Raw genomic sequence first — 26,200 nt, forward strand, 5'->3', positions numbered from 1 at the left:
GCGGCCTACAGGCCGAATGGGCGGGCCGGGGGATTGGGCGGCGGGTCGCCCTCGTCCGGCGCGTTGGACCTCATGCTCATCGATGCTTCGGCCGTCGGCGACTGCACACCCGGCAGGCACGGTACTTGGCGAGAGATTGTCTTGAATGGCCCGATCTCGGTGTCCTCGTTGAGCATGGGAAGCGGACCGCAGTTCCCCTTGAAGTGTGCGTCCATGGTGAACGGAGTCGGGTTCACGCAGGTGAGATTCATTCCGACCGGCGTCGCGACCTGCAGGCAATCGAAGTTCAACGGAGCTCCGTAGGCCACCGGCGCACCCGTGAGTGCTGCGCCCGCGCACGCCGCTCCGAAAACGGCAGACACGCCAACGGTCAATACGATGTTTCGCATGGGAGCTATGGTAACGAAGTGATACCTGTTACGTAATACTTCGATTGTGATAGTTGAGTAAGAATCAGTCCTGTGATGCAGCTGTGAAGGTTGATCACGTGTTCTTCGCGTAGTGTCGCGCGGCTTTTGCCCTGTTTCCGCAGGTCGACATGGAATGCCACCGGCGAGCCCCGTTCTTTGATGTGTCGTAGAAGAACAACACGCACTGCGGGTGCGCGCACTGTTTGATCCGATCGGGAGATTCGGTCAGTAGGGCGAGTAGGTTGTCGGCGGCGAGCCAGCCGGGAAGCCAATGTGAGTCGGGAACCTCGGCGATGTCGACCGGCCCGTCAGCAGTCAGTGAGCGGCGGATCGCGCCGTGGGACAGCACGGCGTTGATCTCGTCGATATCGGAATCCTTTACCGCGCGGTAGATGGCATCACGCGCGAGGAGTAGCGCCTCTCGGGTCTTCTCATCGGTCGCACATCGATCCTGAAGACTGTTGGTGTGCAACCAGATTCGTAGGCCCGCGGGAGTGGTGAGCAGATCCTGCGGTCCATCGCCACTCATCCACCGGGTGTTCAACAGATCCAGTGCGAGCGGTTCGCCGAGATGGGGGCGTGGATCGGACATGGCCTGAGGTTATCGCCTCCTTTCCGGGGTAGCGTGTCATATGAATTCTAACCGATAAAACTCAGATAGATGGTTGACGGGGCGTGTTCGCCATGTCTATGGTCTAACCAGTAAGAAGAATTTATCGGTTAGGAAGGATTGTTCATGGGCACTGCCATCACACCCCGCATCATCACCGGGCATATCGGACTTAACGTCAGCGATCTGGCGCGGTCGGTGGCGTTTTACCGGCGAGCGTTCGGATTCGACCAGCTTGTGGCGAGCGCCGACGGCGCACAGCGATTCGCGTTCCTCGGATTCGATGGGACCCCCGTGCTCACCCTCTGGGAGCAGAGCAGCGGGGAATTCTCAGCGGCCACACCGGGCTTGCACCATTTGTCCTTCCAAGTGGATTCCGTGCAGGAGGTGCAGGACGTGGAGTCGGTTCTCAAGGAACTGTCAACGGTTTTCGCGCACGACGGCGTCGTGGCACACCGGGAAGGGGCATCATCGGGCGGGATCTTCTTCACCGATCCCGACGGAATCCGTCTCGAGGTGTTCGCGGCAACGGGCGTCGAGCAACACGAGGCGCCGGCGGGCGAGGCGCCCACGTGCGGGTTTTTCTGAGATGACCTACCACCCCGGCGAGCTCGCGGTTCAGCATCAAATGGGGCAGTCCGACAGTGCCATTCGAGTCGGACGGATCATCTCGGCGCAGATACCAGAGGTCGCGGCGGCCTTTCTTGCCGCCCAACCGCTGGTGTTCGTGTCGGCCCGGGACGACCGTGGCCGGATGTGGGCGAGCCAGATCGTCGGGCCGCCGGGGTTTGCGCATGCCACCGACGCCCGCACCATCATGATTGATGGTCTGCCGGTGCCGGACGATCCACTGGCCGAACCACTGCAATCGGAACGCAAGATCGGCATGATCGCGTTGCAACCACAACGGCGGCGCCGGATGCGGGTCAACGGCACTGCGGTGCCGTCCGGACACGGCCTGAGTGTCTCCACCGATCAGGTGTATTCCAACTGCCCCAAGTACATTGCACGGCGCGACGTCTCCGGGATTGGGCCCGGACTGCCCGGGACGCCGCGCCACGCGACCGCTCTGAACGACGAACAGCAGCAGACGGTCGCGACAACGGACACCTTCATCATTGGCACCGCCGATGGCGAAGGCAATGCCGACGCATCGCATCGCGGCGGGAATTCCGGTTTCCTGCGGGTGCTTTCACCGAACGAACTACGGTGGCCCGACTACCTGGGCAACTCGATGTTCATGACACTGGGGAACCTGCATGTCGATCCCCGGTGCGGTCTGCTGATCCCGAATTGGCACACCGGATCGACTCTGCAACTCTCGGGGACCGCGCGCCTTAACTGGGATCAGGCTACCTTCGCCCCGGGTGCGCAATGTTCCGTCGACTTCACCATCGACGAGGTCGTCGAGACTGTTAATGCCAGCCCTCTACGGTGGGGTGAAGCTGAACCTTCGCCCGCCAATCCGCCTCTCTGACAAGAAAAGACACATCATGCGCCCACCGCTGCCGCCCTTCGACATCGATTCTGCCCGCGCGAAGGTGCGGGCCGCCGAGAATGCCTGGAACACGCGCGATCCTGAGACGGTCGCCGCTGCCTATACCGAAGATTCGGTATGGCGAAACCGCGACGAGTTCATCAGCGGACGCGCTGAAATCGTCGCCTTCTTAACCCGCAAGTGGGCCAAGGAGAACGGGTACGCGCTGCGCAAGGAGCTGTGGGGGTTCCGGGAGAACCGGATGGCGGTGCGCTTCCAATACGAGTGGCACGACGAGGCCGGGCAGTGGTGGCGCAGCTACGGCAACGAACTGTGGGAGTTCACCGCGGAAGGGCTGATGTCACGGCGCGAAGCCAGCATCAACGACACACAGATCGCCGAAGAGGAACGCAGCATCTTCGGTCCCCGCCCGGCCGGCGACGAGTCGCCACTGCCCATCCGGTGACTACTCGCCGTAGTCCTGGCGTAAGTCCTTGTGGGCGGGATCCACGCCACGCGTCTCGAGGAGATCTTTGGTGACCAGCCCCGGTTCAGGCTGTGCGTGCGGAACCTCCAAGAGGCTCTTCTTCTTGCGCCCTTCCCGCAGCTGACGTTCGATGTTGGTGGCCAGCGAGGACAGCGCGAAGTTGATGAGGATCATGATGACCGCGACCACGACGAGCGCGGGCAGATAGTTTCCGTAATACGACGCCGAGCGGATGCCCGAACGCACCACCTCGATGTAGCCGAATGCATAGCCCAGCGCAGAGTCCTTCAGCGCGATGACCATCTGAGAGATGAGCGCGGGCAGCATCGCGGCAATCGATTGGGGGAGCAGGATCAGCCGCATCATCTGCGACTTGCGCATGCCCAACGCCACCGCGGCCTCGGACTGCCCCTTGGGTAGCGACTGAATGCCCGAACGCAGGATCTCGGCGATGACTGAGCCGTTGTACAGCGACAGTCCCGTCACCACGGCGGCGAATGCCAGATACTCGGACGGGAAAATGGCCTGCTGCCCGTACAGGTAGTACGAGAACACCATCAAGATCAGCACGGGGATCGCGCGGAAGAATTCGACGAGAGTACTCGAAATCCAGCGCACCGCGCGGTGTTCGGAAAGCCGGCCGATGCCGAGTACCGCACCGAGAATCAGCGCGAAGACGATCGACAACGCCGCGGCGGTGATGGTGCCGAACAGCCCCGGCAGGATGTACGTCGTCCATGTGTCCAGACGCAGGAAGGGCGACCACTTTTCGGCAGTGAGCTGTTCGTTGGCGACGAGGGTCCAGATCACCCAGGCCGCAGCCGCGCCGACGAGGACCGTGAACGCGACGGCGATAATCCGATTGACCGCGCGGGCCTTTGGGCCAGGCGCGTCATACATGACGGTGGCGCTGCCGGTCATCGCTTCACCGCCAACCGCTTTGCGAAGTATCCGAAGGTCAACCCGATCGTCAGCGTGATCACCATGTAGCCCGCCGCGATGATGAGAAAGATCCAGACAATCTGGTCGGCGAACAACTCGATCTCCGATCGCATCAGCAGGGCGGCCTCGGCGACCCCGATCGCCGAGGCGATCGACGTGTTCTTCACCAGCGCGATCAGCACGCTGCCCATGGGGGCCAGGACCGCCCGCATGGCCTGCGGTAGCACGATGAGCGTCAAGACCCTCCAGAACGGCATTCCGAGGGACCGGGCTGCCTCGGCCTGCCCTAGGGGGACGGTGTTGAACCCGGAGCGCAATGTCTCGCACACGAAAGTTGCTGTGTACAAGGAGAACCCGAGAACCGATAGCCAGAAGTTGTTGTTTCTGATGAAGTTGGAGTTCTCGGGTGCCAGCGCGATTCCGAGATTCTGGTACAGCCCCACCGAACAGAACAAAATGATCAGGGTCAGCGGGGTGTTCCGGATCAGGTTGACGTACCAGGTGCCGAAGATCCGCATGATCGGCACGGGCGAGACCCGACATTCCGCCAGGAGCGTGCCCCACACCAGAGCGCCCACGGCCGAGAAGAATGTCAGCTTGAGGGTGGTCCAGAACGCCGGCCACAGCTGCGGCCCCATGTTCGCCCACAGCGCGTTCATGCGGCCTCACACGCCTTGTCGGCGACGGGCTTGACGCCGGTGATCTTCTCTATCGCGGCCAGTGAGGGATCGGGCAGCAGACCGTAGGTGCCGCCCTTGGCACGATTCTCCCAATTATCGATCGTGCTGTTACCGAGTGCGTCCCGCAGATCGGCATCCCAGGTTCCGCTGGCGATCATCTTGTCGAGTGCCCGGTCGATGGCTTCGATGGCGGCGGTATCACCCTTCGCGAGACCGATCCCGTAGACCTCCCGGGAGAACGGGTCGCCGTTCTTCTTCTGCTTCTTGGGTTTTCCGATACACAGCGGCTTGCTCAGCTCGTAGTTCATCTGAATCAGCTTGAACTCGCCCTCGTAGCGCTTGGCGTATCCAGCCAGGATCGTCTCGTCGGTGGTGAGGGCGTCGACTTTGCCCCGCCGCAGCGCCTCCACACAGGAGGAATATGAGTCGAACTCTTGCAGCTGGGTGCCGGCCAGCAGATTCTTCACGTTCTGCGCGGGCGTCGAGCCCGATACCGAACACAGCTTCTTACCCCGGTTCAAGTCATCCAATGTGGTCAGCGAGTCATCCGCCTTGCGAACCAGAAGCCCTTGGTAGGTAATGAGATACGGGCCGGCGAAGGACACCTTCTGAGCTCGGCTGTAGTTGACCGAGTAGCTGCCGGCGATCATGTCCACGGTGCCGTTGTCGATGAGTTGTTCGCGCTGTGCAGACGGTGTCTCGTACCAGCGGATGGTCGGGTGTGCGACACCGAGTTCGTCGGCAATGGCGTTGACGACGTACTCGGAGATCTTGACGTCGAATCCGCTCATCTTCTTGTCGGGGTGCTGCAGGCCCACCCCGGGCTGATCGAATTTGGTGCCGAGGATGACGGTGCCGCTGCGGATCGATTCGAGTAGTTGACGTGGCTCGGTACTGCCGCAGGAACTGATCAGGGTGGCTACCAGGGCCACAGCCGCCACCAGCGTGGTGTGCCGTCGCATCAGTGCTTGAGCTTTTTCGCGCAAGCGGTTCATCAATGCCCGAGGATCTTTCCGAGGAAGTCCTTGGCGCGTTCGGACTTCGGGGTGGTGAAAAAGCTCTCCGGGTCCGTGTCCTCGATGATGGCGCCGTCGGCCATAAAGATGATTCGGTCGGCGGCCTTGCGGGCGAATCCCATCTCATGGGTGACCACCAGCATGGTCATGCCCTCTTTGGCCAGCGACACCATGACGTCGAGAACCTCATTGACCATTTCGGGGTCCAGCGCGGAGGTGGGCTCATCGAAGAGCATGACCTTGGGTCCCATGGCCAACGATCGCGCGATCGCGACGCGCTGTTGCTGCCCGCCGGATAGTTGCGCCGGGTATTTGTCCTTCTGACTGGCGATCCCGACGCGTTCAAGTAGTTCGGTCGCGTGCTTGCGCGCGGACTCCTTGTCCTTCTTACGAACCTTCATCGGCGCGAGCGTCACATTGTCGAGAATTGTCTTGTGTGAGAAGAGGTTGAAGGACTGGAAAACCATCCCCACTTCGGCGCGCAGGTTGGCCAGCGCGCGCCCCTCCTCGGGGAGTGCTTTGCCATCGATCCGGATGGTGCCGGTGTCGATGGGTTCGAGACGGTTGATGGTGCGACACAGTGTCGACTTGCCCGAGCCGGAGGGCCCGAGGACGACAACTACCTGGCCACGGGGGATTTCGAGGGTGATGTCCCGGAGAACGTGCAGGTCGCCGAAATGCTTGTCGACATGCTCAAGGGAGATCATCGGGCTGCTTGTTGCGGGGGCGTTTTCCCCGCTCGTTGAGGTGTCGGTGCTCACCGGCATGGTCAGACAATACGGGTTCCCCACACATTCGCAGCGTGGAACGCATGGGTCCGCGAATTGGGCGTCCCGCGTTCCGGCAGCTCGTGTGGCAGGCCTCAGCAAACATCTGTAATACTGGGGCCATGTGGACGCGACGGCGGCCTTCTGTTGAAGGCCCGCGAATCAAGGCGTTCGCACGAGTTATTACATCTGTTCTGTTCATCGCATCTTTTGCGGTTGCGGTGAACAATGGGGCAACTACCGGAGCCTGGGTCATGGCAAGTTTTGGGCTGGTTTGCGGGTTGTTTCTGCTGCCTAGCTCGCTAATGCGTTTGGTCACCCCATCTGGGCAGGTGACCGTCGCTGCGGGGCGACATCTGCGAGACAGCGAGATTCTCGAGCGGCCTGGGCCGCGGCGAGATATCTCATTCGCGGTCGTCACCGCGCTGATCGCGACCGTCGTGGTGCTCTCTGTTTTCGAAGCATTCGCCGATCCCACGCTTCCCGAATCGTGGATGTGGGCTGGCTGGTGGATGTGGATAGGCGTGAACGCCGTCTGCAGCATCGATGACTGGTGGCAGGGCTGGCATGTGCCGGAGCGTGAGGCGCGATGAAAGAACAGTGCAAGAAAGGTCGCCCGTCGGCGACGGAAACCAGCTGAGCGCGGGCACGTACCATAAGTCGGTGACCAGTACCGTGGCTTCCGATCAATCGGCGGTCCGGACGTACCAGGTCCGCACCTACGGCTGCCAGATGAATGTGCACGACTCCGAGCGGGTGTCGGGCCTCCTGGATGCGGCCGGATACGTCAAGGCCCCCGACGGCAGCGACGCCGACATCGTCATCTTCAACACCTGCGCGGTGCGTGAGAACGCCGATAACAAGCTGTACGGAAACATCAGCCACCTCGCGCCGCGCAAGGCCGCCAATCCGAACATGCAGATCGCCGTCGGTGGCTGTCTGGCCCAAAAGGACCGCGAGGGCATGCTCAAGAAGGCGCCGTGGGTCGACGTCGTCTTCGGTACACACAACATCGGATCGCTGCCCACGCTGCTGGAGCGTGCGCGTCACAACAACGAGGCCCAGGTCGAGATCGTCGAGGCCCTCGAACACTTTCCGTCGGCACTGCCGGCGACCCGCGAATCGGCCTACGCGGCCTGGGTGTCGATCTCGGTGGGCTGCAACAACACCTGCACTTTTTGTATCGTTCCCTCCCTGCGGGGCAAGGAGATCGATCGTCGTCCCGGTGACATCCTCGCCGAGGTACAGGCGCTGGTGGACCAGGGTGTGCTGGAGGTGACGCTGCTCGGTCAGAACGTCAACGCCTACGGCATCAACTTCGCCGATCCTGACATTGCCCGCGATCGTGGCGCTTTCGCCGATCTGCTGCGCGCCTGCGGCCGCATCGAGGGACTGGAACGGGTGCGATTCACCTCCCCGCACCCGGCTGAATTCACCGATGACGTCATCGAAGCCATGGCGCAGACCCCGAATGTGTGCCCCCAGCTGCATATGCCGCTGCAATCCGGTTCTGATCGCATCCTCAAGGCGATGCGCCGGTCGTACCGGTCCGAGCGCTTCCTGTCGATCATCGACAAGGTACGTGCGGTCATGCCGGACGCCGCTATCACCACCGACATCATCGTCGGATTCCCCGGCGAAACCGAAGAGGACTTCGAGCAGACACTTGAGGTTGTGCGTCGCGCACGCTTTTCCAGCGCGTTCACCTTCCAGTACTCGATCCGGCCGGGCACTCCGGCGGCTGAGCTTCCTGACCAGCTGCCGAAAGCCGTTGTGCAGGAACGCTATGACCGGCTCATCGTGCTGCAGGAGTCCGTCACGCTGGGAGAGAATCAGAAGCAGATCGGTCGACAGATCGAGGTACTGATCGCCACCGGGGAAGGCCGCAAGGACGGCGAGACCGCACGCATGAGCGGGCGCGCTCGTGACGGCCGTTTGGTGCATTTCCGGCCGCAAGGACAGCTGGACGGGGAGTTGCGTCCCGGCGATGTCATCACCGTCGACGTCACCGGTGCGGCACCGCATCACCTCATTGCCGACGGGGGAGTACGCAGTCACCGGCGCACCCGGGCCGGTGATGCACACGAAACCGGCAAGAAGCCGTCTACGTCGGGAATTGGCTTGGGCATGCCGGCAATCGGAGCCCCGAAGGCGGCAGAGCAGATTGAGGTTGCAGGGTGCGGGCTATGAGTGACGCGGAATCCGGAAAAGAAGACGCCGAGTTCGAGGAGTTCCGCAGGGACATCGACGCGGCCGAGAAGAAGGTCGCTGGGGAGATCGATCCGGGCGCCCGCGCCCTCGTGGTGGCGGTTCTGGTCTTCGCGCTGCTACTCACGTTCGTACTGCCGCACACCGGACATGCCAGGGGATTCGACGTTCTGCTCAACGCAGCGATAGCGGATCAGGAATCTGTGCGGGTGCCGTCCCGGATCTTCGTGTGGCTCGCGATGGTCTTCGGTGTCGGTTTTTCCATGCTGGCTCTACTGACCCGCCGATGGGTGCTGTCCTGGATCGCACTGGCGGGTTCGTTCGTCGCCAGTGTGATTGGCATGTTCGCTATTTGGACCCGTCAAACTGCCGGAGCCGGACATCCCGGTCCGGGCATCGGTTTGGTGGTTGCCTGGATCGCCGTCATTCTGTTGACCTTCCACTGGGCGCGTGTGGTGTGGTCACGTACCTCGGTACAGCTGGCGGCCGAGCAGCAGCGGCGTGAGGCCGCCAAGCGCGATCAGCGCACCTTCCTCGACGACGCCTTCGGGGAAGACGAGAAGTAACGCCCTCGCCATGGAAAGCGCTTAGCGCGACCGGCTCTTGACCGCGGCCACCGCCGCATCGGCCCATTCCTGCCACTGCTTGGCGCTGGCACGAGCCTTCTCGGCATCCTTGGCCTTGCCCGCGGCCTCCGCCTTGGCGGCCTGCTCCTCGAACTGGCGCGCGCGAACGCGGAACTGCTCGGCACGTGCCTCCGCTTCGGGGTCGCCCCAGCCGGATTCGCCGGCGTCGCGCACCTTCTTCTCTACCGCGCGCAGCCGACGTTCCAGATCGGTCTGCTGCTCACGCGGCACCTTCCCGATGGCATCCCACTTGTCGCCGATTGCCCGCAGCGCCGAGCGGGCGCCATCCACATCGGTCTCCGGATCGATCTTCTCGGCCTCGATCAGCAATGCGCGCTTGGCGTCCGCGTTGGCCACGAATTCGGCATCGCGGGAAGCGGATTCGGCGTTGCGGGCGGCGAAGAACTTGTCCTGAGCGGCCTTGAAGCGGTGCCACAGGTTGTCGTCGGTCTCCCGGGGAGCCCGGCCAGCGGCCTTCCAGTCATTCAGCAGATTGCGGAATGCCCCCGAGGTGGCACCCCAGTCGGTGGAATCCGAGAGTGCCTCGGCCTGCTTGCACAGGTCTTCCTTCTTCTCCCGTGCGCCGGCGCGTTCGCGATCCATTTCGGCGAAATGCGCGCCGCGCCTGCGGTTGAAGGTCTCGCGTGCCGTCGAGTACCGCTTCCATAGGGCATCGTCGGTCTTGCGGTCTACGCCGTGGATCGACTTCCACTCGTCCAGAATGACCCGGATCCGGTCACCGGCGGCCTTCCACTGCGTGGAATTGCTCGCGAGCTCCTCGGCCTCGGCCGCGAGTTCCTCCTTGCGGGAGATGCTCGCTGAACGAGCCTCATCGCGCTGCACGCGCGCCGCGGCGGCCTGGGCGTCCGCGGACTCCAGCAGCGTCGTCAGCCGTGCCGAAAGCGAGTCCACATCGCCGAGGACGGCCGCGGTGGGCAGCGTCTCTGCGAGGTGCTCAGCGGCAGTTTTGATCTTGCGTGCGTCGCCCGAACCCGAGCCGAGCCGCAATTCCAGCAGCTGGATCTCCGTCTCGAGGTCTTCGAACCGGCGGCCGAAATGCGTGTACGCCGCGTCGGCATCTCCGGCCTGCCACGACCCGATCTGACGTTCACCGGCGGATGTGATCAGCCAGACGCTGCCGTCGTCGTCCACGCGGCCGAACTTGTGCGGATCAACATGATGGGCCGCAGGAGCGGGCGCCGATGCCGCGGGACGTCGCGGCATCGGATGAGGTTTCGGCCCCGGCCGGGGGACGGGGGCAGCTCCGGGCTGGGGGGCGGGAGCAACGTTCTCTTGTTGTGGTGACTGATCCGGCATCGAAACCTCTTCCTGCAATTGTTGCCGCGCAACACGGCGCCCTAAGCTCACTACACCGTTCATTCAAACAGGTGTCATCGCCGCACGGGCGAACATATGCCAGATGATTCCGCGAGGAGGCTGCGATGTCCGAGGCGGATATCGCGTCGGCACTCGCCGTCGGAGCCGCCGCGTGCGTCGCATTTGGCGACGTCATCCACCAGCGCGCGGCGTATGCCGTCCCCGCGCAGGACGTCGGCGCACTGGGACCCATCACCACGTTGTTGCGTCACTGGCCGTGGTGGCTGGGGACGTTGATCAGCCTGGTGGGTTTCGGGTTGCAGGCCGCTGCGCTGGGGCTGGGCTCGGTGGTCCTGGTGCAGACACTCATGGTCTCCTCACTACTGTTCGCGCTGGTCATCGAGTCACGATGGGCCAAGCGCAAGGTCACCAGATACCAGTGGGGATCGGCAATTCTGCTCGCCGGGGCGATCGCGGTAGTGGTGTCGGTGGGCAACCCGGTGGCGGGTCAACCGCACGCCACACCGCAGTCGTGGATGCTGGTTGCCGCGGTGATCGGACCCATCACGCTGCTCTGCGTGGAGGGTGCCCGCCGCCGGCCCGGACCGCGCCGGGCGGTGCTCCTGGCAGTTGCCTCGGGGATGATGTGGGGACTCATGGCAGTTCTCACCAAGGGAGTCGTCGACTCGCTCGATCACGGCATCGTCAGCCTGCTCACCAATCCGGAAAGTTACGCGCTGGCGGTCGTGGGTATCACCGGGGTGGCGCTCCAGCAGTCCGCCTTCCACGCCGGGACTTTGGTGGCTTCGCTGCCCACCATGACGGTGACCGAGCCCGTAATCGCCTCCCTGCTGGGAATCATGGTGCTGGGTGAATCGTTCCGCACCAACACCTTTGGTGCCGCGGCGCTCGTGTTCGCGGTGGCGATCATGGTTGCTGCGACGGTCGCACTGGCGCGCAGCGAGGCGGCCGCGCATACCGTGTCGGGCGACGCGTCCGGAATTGCTGTGCCCCCTACCCCGAAGGCCGCCTAGCATCGTGGATCTCTCGATAGCGATCTGCCCGTCGACCCCGCTGCTGGTGCCCGAGCTGGGCGGTGATGCTGCCCGCGAAACCGCCGACCTGCGTGCGGCCGCGATCTCGGCGGTGCGAAGCCTGCCAACTCGATGGATCGTGATTGGGGCGGGGGACGGCTGCTATGGCAGCGAGGTGTCGGGCACATTCGCCGGATATGGCGTTGACGTGCGTGTTTCGCTCTCGTCGAGTCCCGGCGCCGCCGCCGAACTGCCGCTGCCGGTGCTCATCGCCGGGTGGCTACGCGCACATGTGGCGGCCGCGCAGGTACAGGTGCGACTTGTCGGTGTCTCCGGCGTGGACGGGGCCGCCTGCGGTCGGAACTTGCGCGAGGAGATCGAGGCGTTGCCGACGCCGCCGGGCGTACTCGTCATCGCCGACGGTGCCAACACCCTCACCGACAAGGCGCCCGGGGGCTATCGGCCCGAGGCCGGGGCTGCGCAGCAGGGACTTGTCGACGCGCTTGCGCAGGGGGATGTGGCCGCACTGTGCGGTCTATCGGAGGTCATCACGGGCGCCGCCGCCTACCAGGCACTTGCCGGATTGGTGGGTTCGGACAACGTCCGGGCGCGGTGTCTTTACCAAGGATCCCCGTACGGGGTCGGGTACTTCGCGGGCACCTGGCAGGTCTCGTGATGCGACCCATCGCCGTCATCGGCCCTACCGCTACCGGCAAGTCGGCCCTCGCGCTGGAGCTTGCCGAGCGGCTGGGCGGCGAGATCGTCAACGCCGACGCGATGCAGCTGTACCGCGGTATGGATATCGGTACGGCCAAGGTGCCGGAGGCAGAACGCCGGGGCATTCCCCACCACATGCTCGATGTGCTCGATGTGACCGAGACGGCCACCGTCGCGACCTATCAACAGGAGGCTGTTGCGGTCATCGATGACATCCAGGCGCGAAGACATGTGCCCGTGATCGTCGGTGGGTCGATGATGTATATCCAATCCTTGCTTGATGATTGGACTTTTCCCGCGACGGATGCGCAGGTGCGTGCGCGCTGGGAGCAGCGGCTAGCGGAGATCGGAGTCGCCGCGTTGCATGCCGAACTCGCCACCCGCGACCCGGCGGCGGCAGCGGTCATTCTGCCGACCGACGGGCGTCGCACGGTGCGAGCGCTGGAGGTGATCGAACTCACCGGGCAGCCATTCGCCGCGTCGGCGCCGACTATCGGCTCTCCGCGGTGGGACACGTTGATCGTGGGATTGGACTGGGAGACGGAGAAACTCGACGAACGGATCGCGCTGCGCACGGATCTGATGTTCGAGCAAGGATTTGTCACGGAGGTCGAGCAGCTGCTCGGTGTCGGGTTGCGTGACGGTGTCACCGCATCGAGGGCCATCGGATACGCCCAGGTGATCGCGGCGGTGGATGCCGGGGGAGGCGCCGGTGACCTGGCACAGGCGCGCGAACTGACATTCATCGGCACCCGGCGCTATGTGCGCCGTCAGCGATCGTGGTTTGGTCGCGATCACCGCATCATGTGGCTGGCGGGCAGCGACGGTGACGCGGCCGGACTCTGCGGCGAAATCGAGTCGCGGTGGCGCCTATCCTCGAATACGTGAAGTTCACCAAGGGCCACGGCACCCAGAACGACTTCGTGGTGCTGCCGGACGTCCACATCAAACGGGATCTGTCGGTGCCTGCCGTCCAGGCGTTGTGCGACCGGCAACGTGGTCTTGGCGCCGATGGCGTGCTGCGCGTGACCACCGTGGGCGCTGCCCTCGAGGGTGGGGTGCTGGCCGAGACGCCCGTCGGTGTGAGCAGCGAAGACTGGTTCATGGACTACCGCAATGCCGACGGTTCGATCGCCGAAATGTGTGGGAACGGCGTCCGGGTGTTCGCACACTATCTGCGGTCGGTAGGGCTGGAACACCGCGACGAGTTCGTTGTCGCATCGCTGGCCGGACCCCGGCCGGTGATGATCAATTCCTGGAGCCAGCTTGCGGCAGACGTGACTGTCGACATGGGGCCGGTGAAGGAGTTCGGCGCGGGCGAGGCGAGTGTGGGCGGCCGGCGGTTCTCCGGTCTGGCCATCGATGTGGGTAATCCGCATCTGGCCTGCGTGGACGCCGATCTGACGCCCGAGGATCTGCGCGTGCTCGACGTGGGTGCTCCGGTGGAATTCGGCGAAGAGCTTTTTCCCGACGGGGTCAACATCGAGGTGCTGACGGCCCCCGTGAACGGCACCGACGGTCTGGTCGGTGCGGTGCAGATGCGAGTCCACGAACGTGGTGTTGGCGAGACGCGTTCCTGTGGAACAGGAACCGTGGCGGCCGCCTATGCGGCACTGCGGCACCTGGGACGGTCGGTCGGCGAGATCGTGGTCAACATCCCCGGTGGACAGGTTCGGGTGACGATCACCGGTGACTCAAGCTTCCTGCGCGGGCCATCGATGCTGCTGGCCGACGGCGAAATCTCCGACGAATGGTGGGGCGGCATTGGCGCCTGCGGATAATTGGGATGCGATCGATGAGCCAGAGGTGGGAGCATCGGTGCGCGATGAGCGACTCGCGCGAAGAGCAGACAGCAGAGACATGAATTCGACTTCCTTTCAGACACCCACCGATGGCGAACTCGCCCTGGAAGACCGCGCCGCACTCAAACGTGTGGCGGGGCTCTCCACCGAACTCACCGATGTCACCGAGGTCGAATACCGGCAGCTGCGCCTGGAACGGGTTGTGTTGGTAGGTGTGTGGACCGACGGGACCTCGCATGAGGCCGACGTCAGCATGGCTGAACTCGCGGCGCTCGCCGAGACCGCTGGGTCCGAGGTGCTCGAAGCGTTGATTCAACGTCGTCAAAAGCCCGATCCGGCAACATACATCGGATCCGGCAAAGCGATCGAGCTGCGTGAGATCGTGTTGGCCACGGGTGCCGACACCGTGATCTGCGACGGTGAACTCAGCCCCGCGCAGCTGGTAGCGCTGGAGAAGGCGGTGAAGGTCAAGGTCATCGACCGCACCGCGCTGATTCTGGATATCTTCGCCCAACACGCCACTAGCCGTGAAGGCAAGGCGCAGGTGGCCTTGGCGCAGATGGAGTACATGCTGCCGCGGCTGCGTGGCTGGGGTGAATCCATGTCCCGCCAGGCCGGTGGCCGTGCCGGTGGCGCTGGTGGCGGTGTGGGTACTCGTGGCCCTGGTGAGACGAAGATCGAGACCGACCGACGCCGGATCCGCGAACGCATGTCCAAGCTGCGCCGCGAGATCCGCGAAATGAAAACGGTTCGGGACACCAAGCGCAGCCGTCGACTCGAGAGTGATGCTCCGTCGATCGCCATCGTCGGCTACACCAATGCCGGTAAGTCGAGCCTGCTGAATGCGATTACCGGTGCCGGGGTGCTTGTTCAGGATGCGTTGTTCGCCACGCTCGAACCGACAACGCGACGCGGAACATTTGACGACGGACGCGAATTCGTCATCACGGACACCGTCGGTTTCGTGCGGCACTTGCCCACCCAATTGGTGGAGGCCTTCCGGTCCACCCTGGAAGAGGTGGCCGACGCGGACCTGCTCGTCCACGTGGTGGATGGCTCCGATCTGGCGCCGCTGGCCCAGATCGAGGCGGTGCGCGCGGTGATCAGCGACGTGGTCGCCGACAGTTTAGGTGACACGAGCTCCTCGTCTCCAGAATTGTTGGTGATCAACAAGATCGACGCGGCGGGTGATCTTGCCTTGGCGCAGCTGCGCCGCGCACTGCCCAGGGCGCTGTTCGTGTCGGCGCACACCGGCGACGGGGTCGCCAAGCTGCGAGCGGCCATCGCCGAGACGGTGCCCCGCGCAGATGTGCCCGTCGATGTGGTCATCCCGTACGACCGCGGCGATTTGGTGGCCCGAATCCACACCGAGGGCCAGGTGCACTCCACCGAACATCTGGCAGACGGCACGCGCGTGGTGGGTCGGGTGCCGCGGGCGCTGGCCGCCCTCCTCGCCGGGCTCTAGTCGCGCGGAACGATTCGCGGCGGGATGTGCGCCCGCACCGGAGGCAGTGAGCCCTCGAAGCGCTCGATCTGCACCAGCACGTGCTGACCGGTGCAACCCTGTGCCAAGGACGAGGTTCCCGAGTCGTCGGTGAAGACATTGGGATTGCCGTGTGCGCAGAGCGAATCCGGATCGGACGGATCGATCGGGTCGTACCACGCGCCGGTGGCCAGCTGCACCACCCGGCGCCGCAGGCCTTCGTCCAGGACCGCCCCGGCCAGGCAGGCGCCGCGGTCGTTGAACACGCGCACCACGTCGCCGTCGCCGATGCCGCGCTCGGCGGCGTCGGCCGGATGTATGCGGATGGGTTCACGTCCCTGAACTTTCGAGGCCTGGCTGGTGCCGCCGAAATCGAGCTGGCTGTGCAGCCGGGTCCGCGGCTGATTGGCGATCAGGTGCAATGGAAAGTTTTGGGCGCGTTCGCCGTTCAGCCATTCTGCCGGCTCGTACCACTGTGGGTGGCCCCCGCAGTCGGCGTATCCGAAGCCGTCGATGGTTTCCGAGAAAATCTCGATGCGCCCACTCGGGGTGCGCAGCGGGTGCGCGTCTGGGTTGTCGCGGAAGTCCGACAGCAGAGTCAGACCGGGATCGGTCGGCAACTGTAGGTAGCCCTGCTCCCAGAACTCGTCGAAGTCTGGCACCGCGAAGTCGCGGGCTCCGGCCCATTCGGTGTAGATGTGACGGAGCCACTGCGCGGCGGTGCGCCCCTCGGAGAACTGCTCGCCGAACCCCAGCCTTTCGGCGAGCGCCGAGAACGTTGTGTAGTCATCGCGCGAGTTGGCATACGGCGCAGCCGCGGCTTTCATCGCCACCAGTAGTGGGTCGTTTCGGCTTCCGGAGAAGTCGTCGCGTTCCAGGCTGGTGGTGGACGGCACCACGATATCGGCGTGCTTTGCCATCGCCGTCCAGACCGGATCGTGCACCACGACGGTGTCGACACGCGCCAGCGCGCGGCGTAGTCGCGGCAGGTTCTGATGGTGATGGAACGGATTTCCGCCCGCCCAGTAGACGCACTTGATGTCGGGCAGAGTGAGTGTCTGACCGTTGTAGGCCAGTGTCTCGCCGGGCCGCAGCAGCAGCTCACTGATGGCCGCCACGGGGATGAACGTCTCAACGGGGTTGGGCCCCTGGGGGAAGGTTGGTAGCGGGCAGCTGACGGGGGCCAGTCCGGCCTCGTTCATTGAGCCATAACCGTGGCCGAAACCACCTCCGGGAAGGCCGATCTGACCGAGCATCGCGGCCAGGGTCAGCCCCATCCACGGGGCCTGTTCGCCGTGGCGCACCCGCTGCAGCGACCAGCTGACCGTCACCAGGGTGCGCCCGGCCGCCATGCGCCGCGCCAGCGTGCGCAGCTCGTCAGCGTCCAGAGCACTGATGCTCGCCGCCCATTCCGGGCTCTTGGGCACGCCGTCGTCGATGCCCAGGAGGTAGCGCTCGAACTGTTCGTAGCCAGTGCAATAGGTGCGCAAGAAGGTCAGATTCGCCAGACCTTCCACGGCCAGCACATGGGCCAGGGCGAGCATGATCGCGACGTCGGTCCCGGGGACAGGTGCGTGCCACTCGCATTCGCCGTCAATGTCATCGCGCAGCGGACTGAACGAGACGATGCGCCCACCGCGGGCGCGGAACCTGTTGAGGGCATCACGAGCAGGATGCGCGGTGGTGCCGCCGTGGTTGACTCCGGTGTTTTTCAGTGCGATACCGCCGAATGAGACCAGTAGATCGGTGTTCTCGACGATGACATCCCATGACGTCGACCGCTTGAACAGCCCGTCGTGGGTGCCGACGACGTGCGGCATGATGACGCCGGTTGCGCCCAGGCTGTATGAGTGACGTGAAAAGGTGTACCCGCCAAGTAGTTTCAGGAACCGGTGCACCTGGCTCTGGGCGTGATGGAACCGTCCCGCACTGGCCCAGCCGTACGAGCCGCCGTAAATGGCTTCATTGCCGTGAGTGTCGACGATCCGCCGCAGTTCATCGGCGAGCAGTTCGGTGAGCTCGTCCCAGGACACCTCGACGTACTCGTCGGAGCCACGCGCTTTGCTGGGACCGGCTCCTTCCCGCAGCCAGCCGCGGCGTACCGATGGCGCGGTAACTCGCGCCTGGTGGCGGATCGAACCGGGAATGTTCTGCAGCAGCGGGGAGGGATCCAGGTCGGTCGAGATGGGTGTGACGCCAATCACTTCACCGTCGCGGACCTCGGGAGTAAACGCACCCCAGTGAGTATGTGAAAGTGCCAGCTTGGTCACCCTCGCCAGCCTAGGCTTTCTGTCCGTCGAAACCAGGTAGGCGAGTACCAACCGACCAGTGGGTTGGTATACATTCTGCCGAGTACGTAAACCCAAACCGGAAGGTGATCATGGCCGGCGCCGTTAAGTTCAAACGCACCATTTTCGAACCCGAGCACGAACTGTTCCGCGAGTCGTTCAAGACCTTCCTGGAACGGCATGCCGAGCCGTACCGGGAAGAGTGGGACGAGAACAAGATCGTCGACCGCTCTCTCTGGGTCGAGGCGGGCAAACAGGGCTTCCTGGGCACTGACATGCCCGAAGAGTTCGGCGGCGGCGGACTCGTCGATTTCCGCTACAACGCCGTTATCGGCGAAGAGATCACCAAGGCTCGCCAGTCGGGTATCGGTTTCACTTTGCACAACGATGTTGCGGGTCCGTACTTCCGGGATCTGGCCAGTGACGAGCAGAAGGCCCGCTGGTTCCCCGGTTTCTGTTCCGGTGAGCTGATCACGGCCATCGCCATGACTGAGCCGGGCACCGGAAGCGACCTGCAGGGCATCAAGACCCGCGCGGTCAAGGACGGCGACCATTACATTCTCAACGGCTCGAAGACCTTCATCACCAACGGCATCAATGCCGACCTGGTGATCGTGGTCGCACAGACCGACCCCGAAAAGGGTGCGCTGGGCTTCAGCCTCATCGTCGTGGAACGCGGCATGGAGGGCTTCGAGCGCGGCCGCAAGCTCGACAAGATGGGGCTGGACGCTCAGGACACCGCCGAGCTGTCCTTCACCGACGTTCGCGTGCCCGCCGCCAATCTGCTGGGTGATGAGGGCCAGGGCTTCATCTACCTCATGCAGAACCTGCCGCAGGAACGCATGTCGATTGCCGTCGTCGCGGCCGCGGCGATGGAAACCATGCTTGAGGCGACCATCCAGTACACGTCCGAGCGCAAGGCGTTCGGCAAGCCGATCAAGAGCTTCCAGAACAGCCGCTTTGTGCTGGCCGAGCTCGCCACCGATGCCACGATGATCCGGATCATGGTCGACGAGTTCATCACGCTGCTCAACAAGAAGGAATTGAGCGTCGAGCAGGCCGCGATGGCCAAGTGGTACAGCACCGAGAAGCAGGTTCACCTGATTGACCGCTGCCTGCAGCTGCACGGTGGATATGGCTTCATGCGCGAGTACCCGGTTGCCCGGGCATACATGGACTCGCGTATCCAGACGATCTACGGCGGAACCACCGAGATCATGAAGGAGATCATCGGGCGCTCGCTCTAGCGCCTCATGATCATTCGTGATGCGGCCGCCGATGACGCGGCCGCGTGTGCGGCGATCTATGCGCCGTACGTAACGGATACGGCTATCTCATTCGAGGAGGTGCCGCCGTCGGATGCTGTTCTTGCCGAACGCATCCGCACGGCGGCCCATCGGCATGCCTGGCTTGTTGCCGAGGATGGCGGTGAGATCTTGGGCTATGCCTACGCGGTGCCGTGGAAATCGCGGACCGCTTATCAGTGGGCGTGCGAGGTCAGTGTGTACGTGGACGGCACCCGGCAACAGCGCGGGGCGGGCCGCCAGTTGTACACGGCGCTACTCGACCGGCTGCGCTCCCTCGGCTATCGCACCGTGTTGGCGGTTGTCGTGATACCCAATGCGGCGAGTGAAAAGCTGCACCGGGCAATGGGATTCGAGCAGGTCGCGTGCTACCGACGCATCGGCTACAAGTTGGGCGGCTGGCACGACGTGGCGCATTTCCAGCTGTTCTTGCCGTCCCTGGATGATCAGACGGACGATGATTCGGCACCCGGGCCGCCGCCGGGTGTCGGCTAGATCTTGCGCAGGACGGTGACGACCTTGCCGAGGATGGCGGCGTCATTTCCGGGGATCGGCTCGAACAGGGGGTTGTGCGGCATCAGCCAGACCTGACCTGTTGTCCGCTTGAACGTCTTGACGGTCGCTTCACCGTCGATCATCGCCGCCACGATATCGCCGTTGTCGGCGACATTCTGCTGACGGACTACCACCCAGTCGCCATCGCATATCGCGGCGTCAATCATCGATTCGCCGACCACCTTGAGCAGGAACAGCGATCCCTCGCCCACCAGCTCGCGGGGGAGCGGGAACACGTCCTCCACGGCCTCTTCGGCCAGGATGGGACCACCGGCGGCGATACGGCCCAGGACGGGCACGAATGTTGGCTCGGGCAGGTCGCCGGAACCGGCCACGTCCGTGGTCGCCGACTGGCCACGGAAATCATCGATTCCTCGAACATCAACGGCGCGTGGACGATTCGGATCGCGCCGCAGGAAGCCCTTCTGCTCGAGGGTGCGTAGTTGATGGGCGACCGACGATGTCGAGGTGAGCCCGACGGCGTCTCCGATTTCGCGGATGCTCGGGGGGTAGCCCCGCTCATTCACCGATGCGCGGATGACCTCCAGGATGGTCCGCTGGCGCTCGGTCAGTGAACCGGTGGCGGGTCCCTTGCTGGGTGTATCGCTCATGGGCCCGAATCTAGACCTGTCGACGACATTTATCAAACATGTGTTCGATGCGTGTCGCGAATGGCGCCCGATGGGCCGGTTGCGGGTGGCGTTTGCGCAGCTCAAGACCACTTGTCGGTGGCGGATGCTACAAATCGATCACATGTTCGGACATCGAACACATGATCGAGTACATTCGAACATAAGAGCGAACGGGCCTACCGATCGACAGGACAGGAAGGGCATACAGATGAGCACAAACGTTCTCACCACACCGCGTTCTCGCGCTGCCGAGTACGCGTCACGCAATGGCGCCCCGCAGGCACGCGCCTACAGCGCGGAGTACCCGCTGACGCAGCGTCGCGCGCTGCCGGTGCGCACCGTCGCCTATCGCCGGCCTGCCGGTCGGCCGGCTGCCTACAGGGGCAATGGGATCCGGGTCTCGACGGTGCCGCATCGGGTGCATGGTCGGCGCTCGGTGAGCCTCAAGGCGACCATTGTTGTCTCGGTGGGTGCTGCGGTAGCGACGATGTGGCTGCTGATGCTCGGCCAGGTCAGTGCTGCCGGAGTCGGGGGAGTTGGTGTGCCGGAGCGCGTGGCGGTGGTCCAGGTCGCTCCGGGAGAGACCCTGGCCGACGTGGCCTCGCGTGTCGCGCCGGATGCTCCGCGCTCTGCGGTGGTGTCCAAGATCCGTGAACTCAATGAACTCGACTCGGCGACAGTACAAGCCGGTCAGACGCTGGTTTCTCCGGTCGGCTGATCGGCGAACGGGCGTGACCTTCGAACGTGTGGGAGCACGGGTATCCTCGAGACCGGTCTGGGCGCGCTGCGCTGTGTGTCAGCCCACCCAGCCCAGTGACTTGGAGTCCAGAACCGGCGAAGGAGCAGTAATGCACTGTCCGTTCTGCCGTCATCCTGACTCGCGCGTTGTCGATTCCCGTGAGGCGGATGAGGGTCAGGCGATACGTCGACGGCGATCGTGCCCGGAGTGCGGCCGTCGCTTCACCACTGTCGAGACCGCGGTGCTGGCCGTTGTGAAGCGCAGCGGTGTCACCGAGCCGTTCAGTCGCGACAAGGTCATCAAGGGCGTGCGCAGGGCCTGTCAGGGCCGTGCTGTCGATGATGATGCGCTGAATCTGCTTGCCCAGCAGGTAGAAGATGCTGTCCGGGCCGCCGGGTCCCCGGAGATTCCCAGTAATGAGGTGGGCCTGGCCATCCTGGGCCCGCTACGTGACCTGGACGAGGTCGCATATCTGCGCTTCGCCTCGGTCTATCGCGGATTCAGCTCCGCCGATGACTTTGAACGCGAGATCGCCGCATTGCGCGCGCATCGGGACGCGCCGACCGGATCCTGACCCCGGGCCGAGGTCGACGCGCTGCTAGGTCAATGTCAATGATTGATCGGCGACGACATGGCCACCGATCGTCACCCAGCCCTCTGGGCTCCACTGCGTAAGAATCTGCGACCCCTTGCCCTGATGGACAATTAGGTCACGGCTCATCAAGTCTGTCATCCGTGCCGCGACAGATCCGGTCGCTTCGTCCTCGTTGACGCCGAGGTCGAAGGCGAACACTCGTGATCGCACCAGGCTCGCGTTGCGGTCTTGCCACGCCCATACGCAATGCAACAGTTCGTCCGCGTAGTCGGCCGGATCGGCGGCATCCACATCGCCGGGGGAGTCCAGCTCGTGGAAGGCGGTCTCCGGGGCCCACTCGGAGCGGGCTCGTATCCACGTGTGGTCGTCGTAGTTGACCTGGAGCACGCCCGCAGGAACTTGCAGGGTGTTGACCGGCGTTCCGTGTTCGCGTAGCCACCAGGCCAATCCCACCGTCGGATGTCCGGCGAAGGGCAGTTCGGCTGCCGGGGTGAAAATCCGCAGATGTGCGGTGTTGGACCCTTCGGCAGGAAGATCGACGAAAACCGTTTCGCTGAAACCCAGCCGGGTGGCGATCTCCTGGCGGTCTGCCGCGGCCACGTCGGCGCCGTTGACGATCCCCAGGGGATTGCCGAAGTTGCCTGTCTGGTCGGTGAATACGCGCACAACCGCGACATCGACGCTCATTCTTCGACTCTACGTCTCCCACGCGCTGCGCACTCAAGTACCCCGTGGATTGCGCAAACCTTTGGTAGCGCTTGAGCTCTCGTTGCTAGGTGGCGCTGCGCTCGTCTGCGCCCATGGCGTCGAGCACCGCCATCCGGGTGCGCGCGGCTCCGCTGATCGTGTCTTCGGTGACGCCGGTGCGCAACAATCGGCGCAATTCGTTCTCGTCGTATTGAGCGGGCTCGGTAGAGGCGATGAATTGGCGAACGATGGCGATGAATCGCTCGGGGTCGTCATGGAACGGGAAATGTCCCGAGTGGTCGAAGATCTCCAGCGTGGCCCCGGGCATTGCGGCATGGGCCAGATGGCCATGGCTGACAGGGATCACCAGATCATCACTGCCCCAAATAAGTTGCACAGGAACAGATTCAGTCAAATAACATCGGTCGATCATGGTCACCACCTGGCCGCGCCAATCAACCACGGCGCGCAGTGTCCGGGTGAAGGCGGCCGAGGCCCGGGGTTCGGGCAGATCTGCGAGGACGCGCAGCACGTCGGGGATGTCGCGAGCCATACCCGCCCGTCCCAGCGTCGCGCGCGCCACCGCGCCGCCGAGTCGGATCATCGGCATCGCCAGCGGGAGCCGCAGCAGCCCGAGTGCATCGCCGACGAAGGGCAATGATGCGCAACGCAATACGATGTTGACGTCCTTGGTCACCCCGCCCGGCGAGACCAGAATGAGCCGCTCGACCAGATGGGGGAACTGGTAGGTGAATTGCATCGCGACGCCGCCGCCCAGCGAATGCCCCACCACGGTGACCTTGTCGATGTCCAGTACGGCCAGCAGGTCCCGCATCCCGTTGGCGTAGGCCGCCACCGAGTAGTCGGCGCGCGGTTTGTCGGACTGCCCGTGGCCCAGCAGGTCCGGGGCGATCACGGTGAAATGCTCGGCGAGCTGCGCATGCACGCTGTCCCAGGTGGCGGAGTTGTCGCCGATCCCGTGAATCAGCAGCAGCGCAGGTCCCGACCCCGCAATCCTGAAGGCGCGTCGGTAACCGTGGATGGTGCGGAACGCCATCTGAGGTTGCGTTGTCGTATTGGTAGGGGGTTGGACCGTGTCGTCACCGTTGGCGTGCTCGGTATCCGGCACCGGACGCAGGAGCCGCGGTGGTGGATTCATGTGGAGTATTTTGACCCGTCGCGGCAAATTTGGCGCGGCGAGCGCATAACCGGGCTAGAGAATCGGGCCGTCGGCGGATGGATCCTCGCCGAACTTGGCCTGTTCGGCGAGGAATTTCTCGAATTCTCCGGCCAGCTCGTCCCCGCTCGGCAACTCCTCGTCGCGTGCCAGCAACGAGCGGTTCTCCTGTGCCGAGACAAAGGCGTCGTATTGGCGTTCCAGCGCGTGGACCACCTGGGCCACTTCCTCGCTGCCTTCCACCTGCTCGTTGATCTGATTACGCACCTTGCCGGCAGCCTCGGTGAGTTCCTGGAGCGGAAGATCCAGCTCGCCGGTCCTGGCCACTTCTTCCAGCAGGCGTTGCGAGGCCTCCGGGTAGTCGGTCTGCGCCAGGTAATGCGGGACGTGGACGGCGAACCCGATGACCTCGTGGCCATGTTGGGCGAGCCGGTACTCCAACAGATTGGATGCGCTGCCCGGCACCTGAACCTCATCGATCCAGCCGGGATGCTCGTCAAGTGTCTTGCGGTCGTTGCCGTGAGCGGTGAGGGTGATGGGGCGAGTGTGGGGAACCGCCATCGGAATCGCCCCCAGCCCAATGGTTTTGCGCACACCGAGCTGTTCGGCCAGCAGCCGGATCGCAGTGACGAACCGTTCCCACTTCAGATCCGGCTCAAGGCCGGCAAGCAACAGAAACGGCGTGCCTTTGGTGTCCTTGAGCGCGTACAGATTGAGCTCGGGGGTGGCGTACTCGGTGAAGTGATCGCTCTTGAACGTCATCACCGGCCGCCGCGATCGGTAGTCGAGCAGATCGTCGATGGCGAACGACGCGACCAGCTCGCTCTGCAGCGTGTCGCGCAGATGCGCCGCGGCCAGCTTCACGGCGTGGCCGGAGTCGGAGAAACCCTGCAACGCGTGCACCAGAATCGGGCCGCGTCCATCGGCGGATGCCAGCTGGGGTCCCGGGAATTCCAACTCGTACATACCGCTTTGATCCGGTCTGTACGGCTGCTGCTCTCCGTCACTGCTGCTTGCCATGTTCGCCTCCCTTCGCGCCCTCGTCCCACCAGTGTCCCTTACCGGCAGGCAAACGGCGAATGTACCTACTGGCTCAACGGCCCAGGCGGGATGCGAATTCCTGTTTCTTCAGGAGGGCGGACGGTATTCGCCCAACGCGAAATTCCTCAGGCTTTGAACTGGTTGAGCGCGCGAATCTTGTTCATCACGTCGAGCGCGGCGACCTTGTACGCCTCGGAGAACGTTGGGTAGTTGAAGACCGCGTCGACCAGGTATTCGACGGTGCCGCCGCAGCCCATGACGGCCTGTCCGATGTGTACCAGGTCGGTGGCATCGGAGCCGAAGATGTGTATCCCGAGCAGCTTGAGATCCTCGGTGGACACCAGCAGCTTGAGCATGCCGTAGGAATCCCCGGCGATCTGCCCGCGCGCCAGCTCGCGGTAACGCGAGACGCCCACCTCGTAGGGAATCGCGTTCTTGGTGAGTTCAACCTCGGTGGCGCCCACATAGGACACCTCGGGAATCGAGTAGATGCCGATGGGCTGAAGATCGGTCATGCCCTTCGAGGGCTCGCCGAATGCGTGGTACGCCGCCAGGCGGCCCTGGTCCATCGAGGTGGCTGCCAGCGCTGGGAATCCGATCACGTCGCCCACCGCATAGATGTGATCGACCTTGGTCTGAAAATTCGCGTCGACCCAGATCCGGCCGCGGTTGTCGGCCTCGAGCCCCGCCTGGGCGAGGTCGAGCTGATCGGTCTGACCCTGTCGCCCCGCGGAATACATCACGGTATCGGCGGGGATCTGCTTGCCGCTGGCCAATGTGGTCATGGTGCCGGACTCGTTGACGTCGACGGCGGTGACCTCCTCGCCGAAGCGGAACGTGACTGCCAAGTCTCGCAGGTGAAAGCGAAGGGCCTCAACAACTTCGGGATCACAGAAGTCGATCATCGAGTCGCGTTTCTCCACCACGGTCACCTTGGTGCCCAGCGCGGCGAACATGGAGGCGTACTCGATTCCGATGACGCCCGCGCCGACCACGACCATCGATCCCGGAATGAAGCGCAGGTCCAGGATGCCGTCCGAGTCGAGGACACGTCGCTCGTCGAAGGCCACACCCGAAGGACGGGCAGGCTTGGTGCCGGTGGCCAGCACGACGTAATCGGCGTGCAGGGTGGTGCGCTCGCCCCGGGAGGGTTCTTCCACGATCACGGTGTGCGCGTCGGCGAACCGTCCGTTGCCGGTAATCAAATCGATGCGGTTGCGCAGCAGCTGGGAACGCACCACCTCGATTTCCTTACGGATGACGTGTTCGGTGCGCGCCAACAGGTCCTCGGGAGTGATGTTGGCCTTCACCCGGTAGCTCGCGCCGTACAGCTCGCGCTGGTTCATACCGGTCAGGTAGAGCACGGCCTCGCGCAGCGTTTTGGACGGGATGGTTCCGGTGTTGGTGCAGACACCGCCCAGCATGTGGTCGCGTTCGACCACCGCCACCGACTTACCCAGCTTGGCCGCGGCGATGGCGGCCTTCTGGCCGCCGGGGCCCGAGCCGATGACGACGAGGTCGTAGGTCGGGGTGTCGGCCACGGATGGGCCGCTGGGGCGAAGACCGTTGGTCATGGTTGTACTCATACGCCGATTCGCCGAATCGC

At 64.0% G+C, this 26,200-nt stretch carries 28 protein-coding genes; 15 read left to right on the forward strand and 13 right to left on the reverse strand.

Features of this window, described 5'->3' with window-relative positions; genetic code table 11:
* Window positions 1-5: 5 nt before the first annotated feature.
* Together B4383_RS01640 and B4383_RS01645 are read right to left on the reverse strand one after the other, a co-directional pair.
* Complete coding sequence (locus tag B4383_RS01640; RefSeq protein WP_078287687.1) at window positions 6-389, reverse strand: hypothetical protein; 384 nt, start codon at window positions 387-389, stop codon at window positions 6-8.
* A gap of 94 nt (window positions 390-483) precedes the next feature.
* Window positions 484-1,002, reverse strand: a complete 519-nt coding sequence (locus B4383_RS01645; protein WP_078287688.1) for a CGNR zinc finger domain-containing protein — start codon at window positions 1,000-1,002, stop codon at window positions 484-486.
* A gap of 144 nt (window positions 1,003-1,146) precedes the next feature.
* Here B4383_RS01645 and B4383_RS01650 point away from each other — a divergent pair, with 144 nt between their 5' ends.
* The 3 genes from B4383_RS01650 to B4383_RS01660 are packed head-to-tail and all read left to right on the forward strand — an operon-like array spanning window position 1,147 to window position 2,963.
* A complete protein-coding gene (locus B4383_RS01650) occupies window positions 1,147-1,608 on the forward strand; it encodes a VOC family protein (protein ID WP_078287689.1) in 462 nt (153 codons plus the stop codon).
* Between the two features lies 1 nt (window position 1,609).
* Window positions 1,610-2,497, forward strand: coding sequence for a pyridoxamine 5'-phosphate oxidase family protein (locus B4383_RS01655; protein WP_078287690.1), 888 nt, complete (start codon window positions 1,610-1,612; stop codon window positions 2,495-2,497).
* Window positions 2,498-2,510: 13 nt separating this feature from the next.
* Window positions 2,511-2,963: a nuclear transport factor 2 family protein gene (locus B4383_RS01660; protein ID WP_078287852.1), complete on the forward strand. Its 453-nt coding sequence runs from the start codon at window positions 2,511-2,513 to the stop codon at window positions 2,961-2,963.
* Here the strand turns inward: B4383_RS01660 and B4383_RS01665 are convergent, their stop codons facing one another.
* The 4 genes from B4383_RS01665 to gluA are packed head-to-tail and all read right to left on the reverse strand — an operon-like array spanning window position 2,964 to window position 6,329.
* Entirely contained in the window at window positions 2,964-3,905 is a 942-nt protein-coding gene (locus B4383_RS01665) for an amino acid ABC transporter permease (protein WP_078287691.1), read from the reverse strand.
* On the reverse strand, window positions 3,902-4,585 hold the full coding sequence (locus tag B4383_RS01670; RefSeq protein WP_078287692.1) for an amino acid ABC transporter permease: 684 nt from the start codon (window positions 4,583-4,585) through the stop codon (window positions 3,902-3,904). Before B4383_RS01670 ends, B4383_RS01665 begins: the two co-directional genes overlap by 4 nt.
* On the reverse strand, window positions 4,582-5,601 hold the full coding sequence (locus tag B4383_RS01675) for a glutamate ABC transporter substrate-binding protein (protein WP_078287693.1): 1,020 nt from the start codon (window positions 5,599-5,601) through the stop codon (window positions 4,582-4,584). Before B4383_RS01675 ends, B4383_RS01670 begins: the two co-directional genes overlap by 4 nt.
* Window positions 5,601-6,329: a glutamate ABC transporter ATP-binding protein GluA gene (gene gluA / locus B4383_RS01680; RefSeq protein ID WP_176138383.1), complete on the reverse strand. Its 729-nt coding sequence runs from the start codon at window positions 6,327-6,329 to the stop codon at window positions 5,601-5,603. Before gluA ends, B4383_RS01675 begins: the two co-directional genes overlap by 1 nt.
* A 182-nt stretch (window positions 6,330-6,511) precedes the next feature.
* Between gluA and B4383_RS01685 the strand changes: the two genes are divergently transcribed.
* The 3 genes from B4383_RS01685 to B4383_RS01695 all read left to right on the forward strand — a co-directional run bounded on the left by B4383_RS01685 (window position 6,512) and on the right by B4383_RS01695 (window position 9,163).
* A complete protein-coding gene (locus tag B4383_RS01685) occupies window positions 6,512-6,982 on the forward strand; it encodes a hypothetical protein (protein ID WP_078287695.1) in 471 nt (156 codons plus the stop codon).
* A gap of 70 nt (window positions 6,983-7,052) precedes the next feature.
* Entirely contained in the window at window positions 7,053-8,579 is a 1,527-nt protein-coding gene (gene miaB, locus B4383_RS01690) for a tRNA (N6-isopentenyl adenosine(37)-C2)-methylthiotransferase MiaB (protein WP_078287853.1), read from the forward strand.
* On the forward strand, window positions 8,576-9,163 hold the full coding sequence (locus tag B4383_RS01695; RefSeq protein WP_078287696.1) for a hypothetical protein: 588 nt from the start codon (window positions 8,576-8,578) through the stop codon (window positions 9,161-9,163). Before miaB ends, B4383_RS01695 begins: the two co-directional genes overlap by 4 nt.
* 21 nt (window positions 9,164-9,184) lie before the next feature.
* Here the strand turns inward: B4383_RS01695 and B4383_RS01700 are convergent, their stop codons facing one another.
* Window positions 9,185-10,447 carry a DUF349 domain-containing protein gene (locus tag B4383_RS01700; RefSeq protein ID WP_217697786.1) on the reverse strand — a complete coding sequence of 421 codons (1,263 nt, stop codon included), beginning with the start codon at window positions 10,445-10,447 and terminating at the stop codon, window positions 9,185-9,187.
* Between the two features lie 218 nt (window positions 10,448-10,665).
* Here B4383_RS01700 and B4383_RS01705 point away from each other — a divergent pair, with 218 nt between their 5' ends.
* The 5 genes from B4383_RS01705 (at window position 10,666) to hflX (ending at window position 15,558) form a co-directional block, all read left to right on the forward strand.
* A complete protein-coding gene (locus B4383_RS01705; protein ID WP_078287698.1) occupies window positions 10,666-11,574 on the forward strand; it encodes a DMT family transporter in 909 nt (302 codons plus the stop codon).
* Between the two features lie 4 nt (window positions 11,575-11,578).
* Window positions 11,579-12,250, forward strand: a complete 672-nt coding sequence (locus tag B4383_RS01710; RefSeq protein WP_078287699.1) for a hypothetical protein — start codon at window positions 11,579-11,581, stop codon at window positions 12,248-12,250.
* Window positions 12,250-13,179: a tRNA (adenosine(37)-N6)-dimethylallyltransferase MiaA gene (miaA, locus tag B4383_RS01715; RefSeq protein WP_078287700.1), complete on the forward strand. Its 930-nt coding sequence runs from the start codon at window positions 12,250-12,252 to the stop codon at window positions 13,177-13,179. Before B4383_RS01710 ends, miaA begins: the two co-directional genes overlap by 1 nt.
* On the forward strand, window positions 13,176-14,072 hold the full coding sequence (gene dapF, locus B4383_RS01720) for a diaminopimelate epimerase (RefSeq protein ID WP_078287701.1): 897 nt from the start codon (window positions 13,176-13,178) through the stop codon (window positions 14,070-14,072). The genes miaA and dapF overlap by 4 nt, the downstream gene beginning before the upstream one ends.
* 79 nt (window positions 14,073-14,151) lie before the next feature.
* Window positions 14,152-15,558, forward strand: a complete 1,407-nt coding sequence (gene hflX, locus B4383_RS01725; protein ID WP_078287702.1) for a GTPase HflX — start codon at window positions 14,152-14,154, stop codon at window positions 15,556-15,558.
* Here hflX and B4383_RS01730 read toward each other — a convergent pair.
* A complete protein-coding gene (locus tag B4383_RS01730; RefSeq protein ID WP_078287703.1) occupies window positions 15,555-17,846 on the reverse strand; it encodes a molybdopterin-dependent oxidoreductase in 2,292 nt (763 codons plus the stop codon). The genes hflX and B4383_RS01730 overlap by 4 nt on opposite strands.
* A 110-nt stretch (window positions 17,847-17,956) precedes the next feature.
* Between B4383_RS01730 and B4383_RS01735 the strand changes: the two genes are divergently transcribed.
* A complete protein-coding gene (locus B4383_RS01735) occupies window positions 17,957-19,111 on the forward strand; it encodes an acyl-CoA dehydrogenase family protein (RefSeq protein WP_078287854.1) in 1,155 nt (384 codons plus the stop codon).
* A 6-nt stretch (window positions 19,112-19,117) separates the two neighbouring features.
* On the forward strand, window positions 19,118-19,663 hold the full coding sequence (locus tag B4383_RS01740) for a GNAT family N-acetyltransferase (RefSeq protein WP_078287704.1): 546 nt from the start codon (window positions 19,118-19,120) through the stop codon (window positions 19,661-19,663).
* Here B4383_RS01740 and lexA read toward each other — a convergent pair.
* On the reverse strand, window positions 19,660-20,334 hold the full coding sequence (gene lexA / locus B4383_RS01745) for a transcriptional repressor LexA (protein ID WP_078287705.1): 675 nt from the start codon (window positions 20,332-20,334) through the stop codon (window positions 19,660-19,662). The two genes, B4383_RS01740 and lexA, sit on opposite strands and share 4 nt — an antisense overlap.
* Window positions 20,335-20,563: 229 nt before the next feature.
* Here lexA and B4383_RS01750 point away from each other — a divergent pair, with 229 nt between their 5' ends.
* Window positions 20,564-21,073: a LysM peptidoglycan-binding domain-containing protein gene (locus B4383_RS01750; protein WP_078287706.1), complete on the forward strand. Its 510-nt coding sequence runs from the start codon at window positions 20,564-20,566 to the stop codon at window positions 21,071-21,073.
* A 130-nt stretch (window positions 21,074-21,203) separates the two neighbouring features.
* A complete protein-coding gene (gene nrdR, locus B4383_RS01755) occupies window positions 21,204-21,668 on the forward strand; it encodes a transcriptional regulator NrdR (RefSeq protein ID WP_078287707.1) in 465 nt (154 codons plus the stop codon).
* A 24-nt stretch (window positions 21,669-21,692) separates the two neighbouring features.
* Here the strand turns inward: nrdR and B4383_RS01760 are convergent, their stop codons facing one another.
* The 4 genes from B4383_RS01760 to sthA all read right to left on the reverse strand — a co-directional run bounded on the left by B4383_RS01760 (window position 21,693) and on the right by sthA (window position 26,168).
* On the reverse strand, window positions 21,693-22,376 hold the full coding sequence (locus B4383_RS01760) for a PhzF family phenazine biosynthesis isomerase (protein ID WP_078287708.1): 684 nt from the start codon (window positions 22,374-22,376) through the stop codon (window positions 21,693-21,695).
* 85 nt (window positions 22,377-22,461) lie between these two features.
* Window positions 22,462-23,535: an alpha/beta hydrolase gene (locus tag B4383_RS01765; protein ID WP_078287709.1), complete on the reverse strand. Its 1,074-nt coding sequence runs from the start codon at window positions 23,533-23,535 to the stop codon at window positions 22,462-22,464.
* A gap of 54 nt (window positions 23,536-23,589) precedes the next feature.
* The gene (locus B4383_RS01770) at window positions 23,590-24,573 is read right to left on the reverse strand and encodes a PAC2 family protein (RefSeq protein ID WP_078287710.1); all 984 of its coding nucleotides are present in this window, start codon (window positions 24,571-24,573) and stop codon (window positions 23,590-23,592) included.
* A gap of 146 nt (window positions 24,574-24,719) precedes the next feature.
* On the reverse strand, window positions 24,720-26,168 hold the full coding sequence (gene sthA / locus B4383_RS01775; protein WP_078287711.1) for a Si-specific NAD(P)(+) transhydrogenase: 1,449 nt from the start codon (window positions 26,166-26,168) through the stop codon (window positions 24,720-24,722).
* Window positions 26,169-26,200 lie beyond the last annotated feature (32 nt).

This window comes from Mycobacterium sp. D16R24 (assembly GCF_002013385.1).
In the GTDB taxonomy this organism is placed as follows: Bacteria; Actinomycetota; Actinomycetes; order Mycobacteriales; family Mycobacteriaceae; genus Mycobacterium.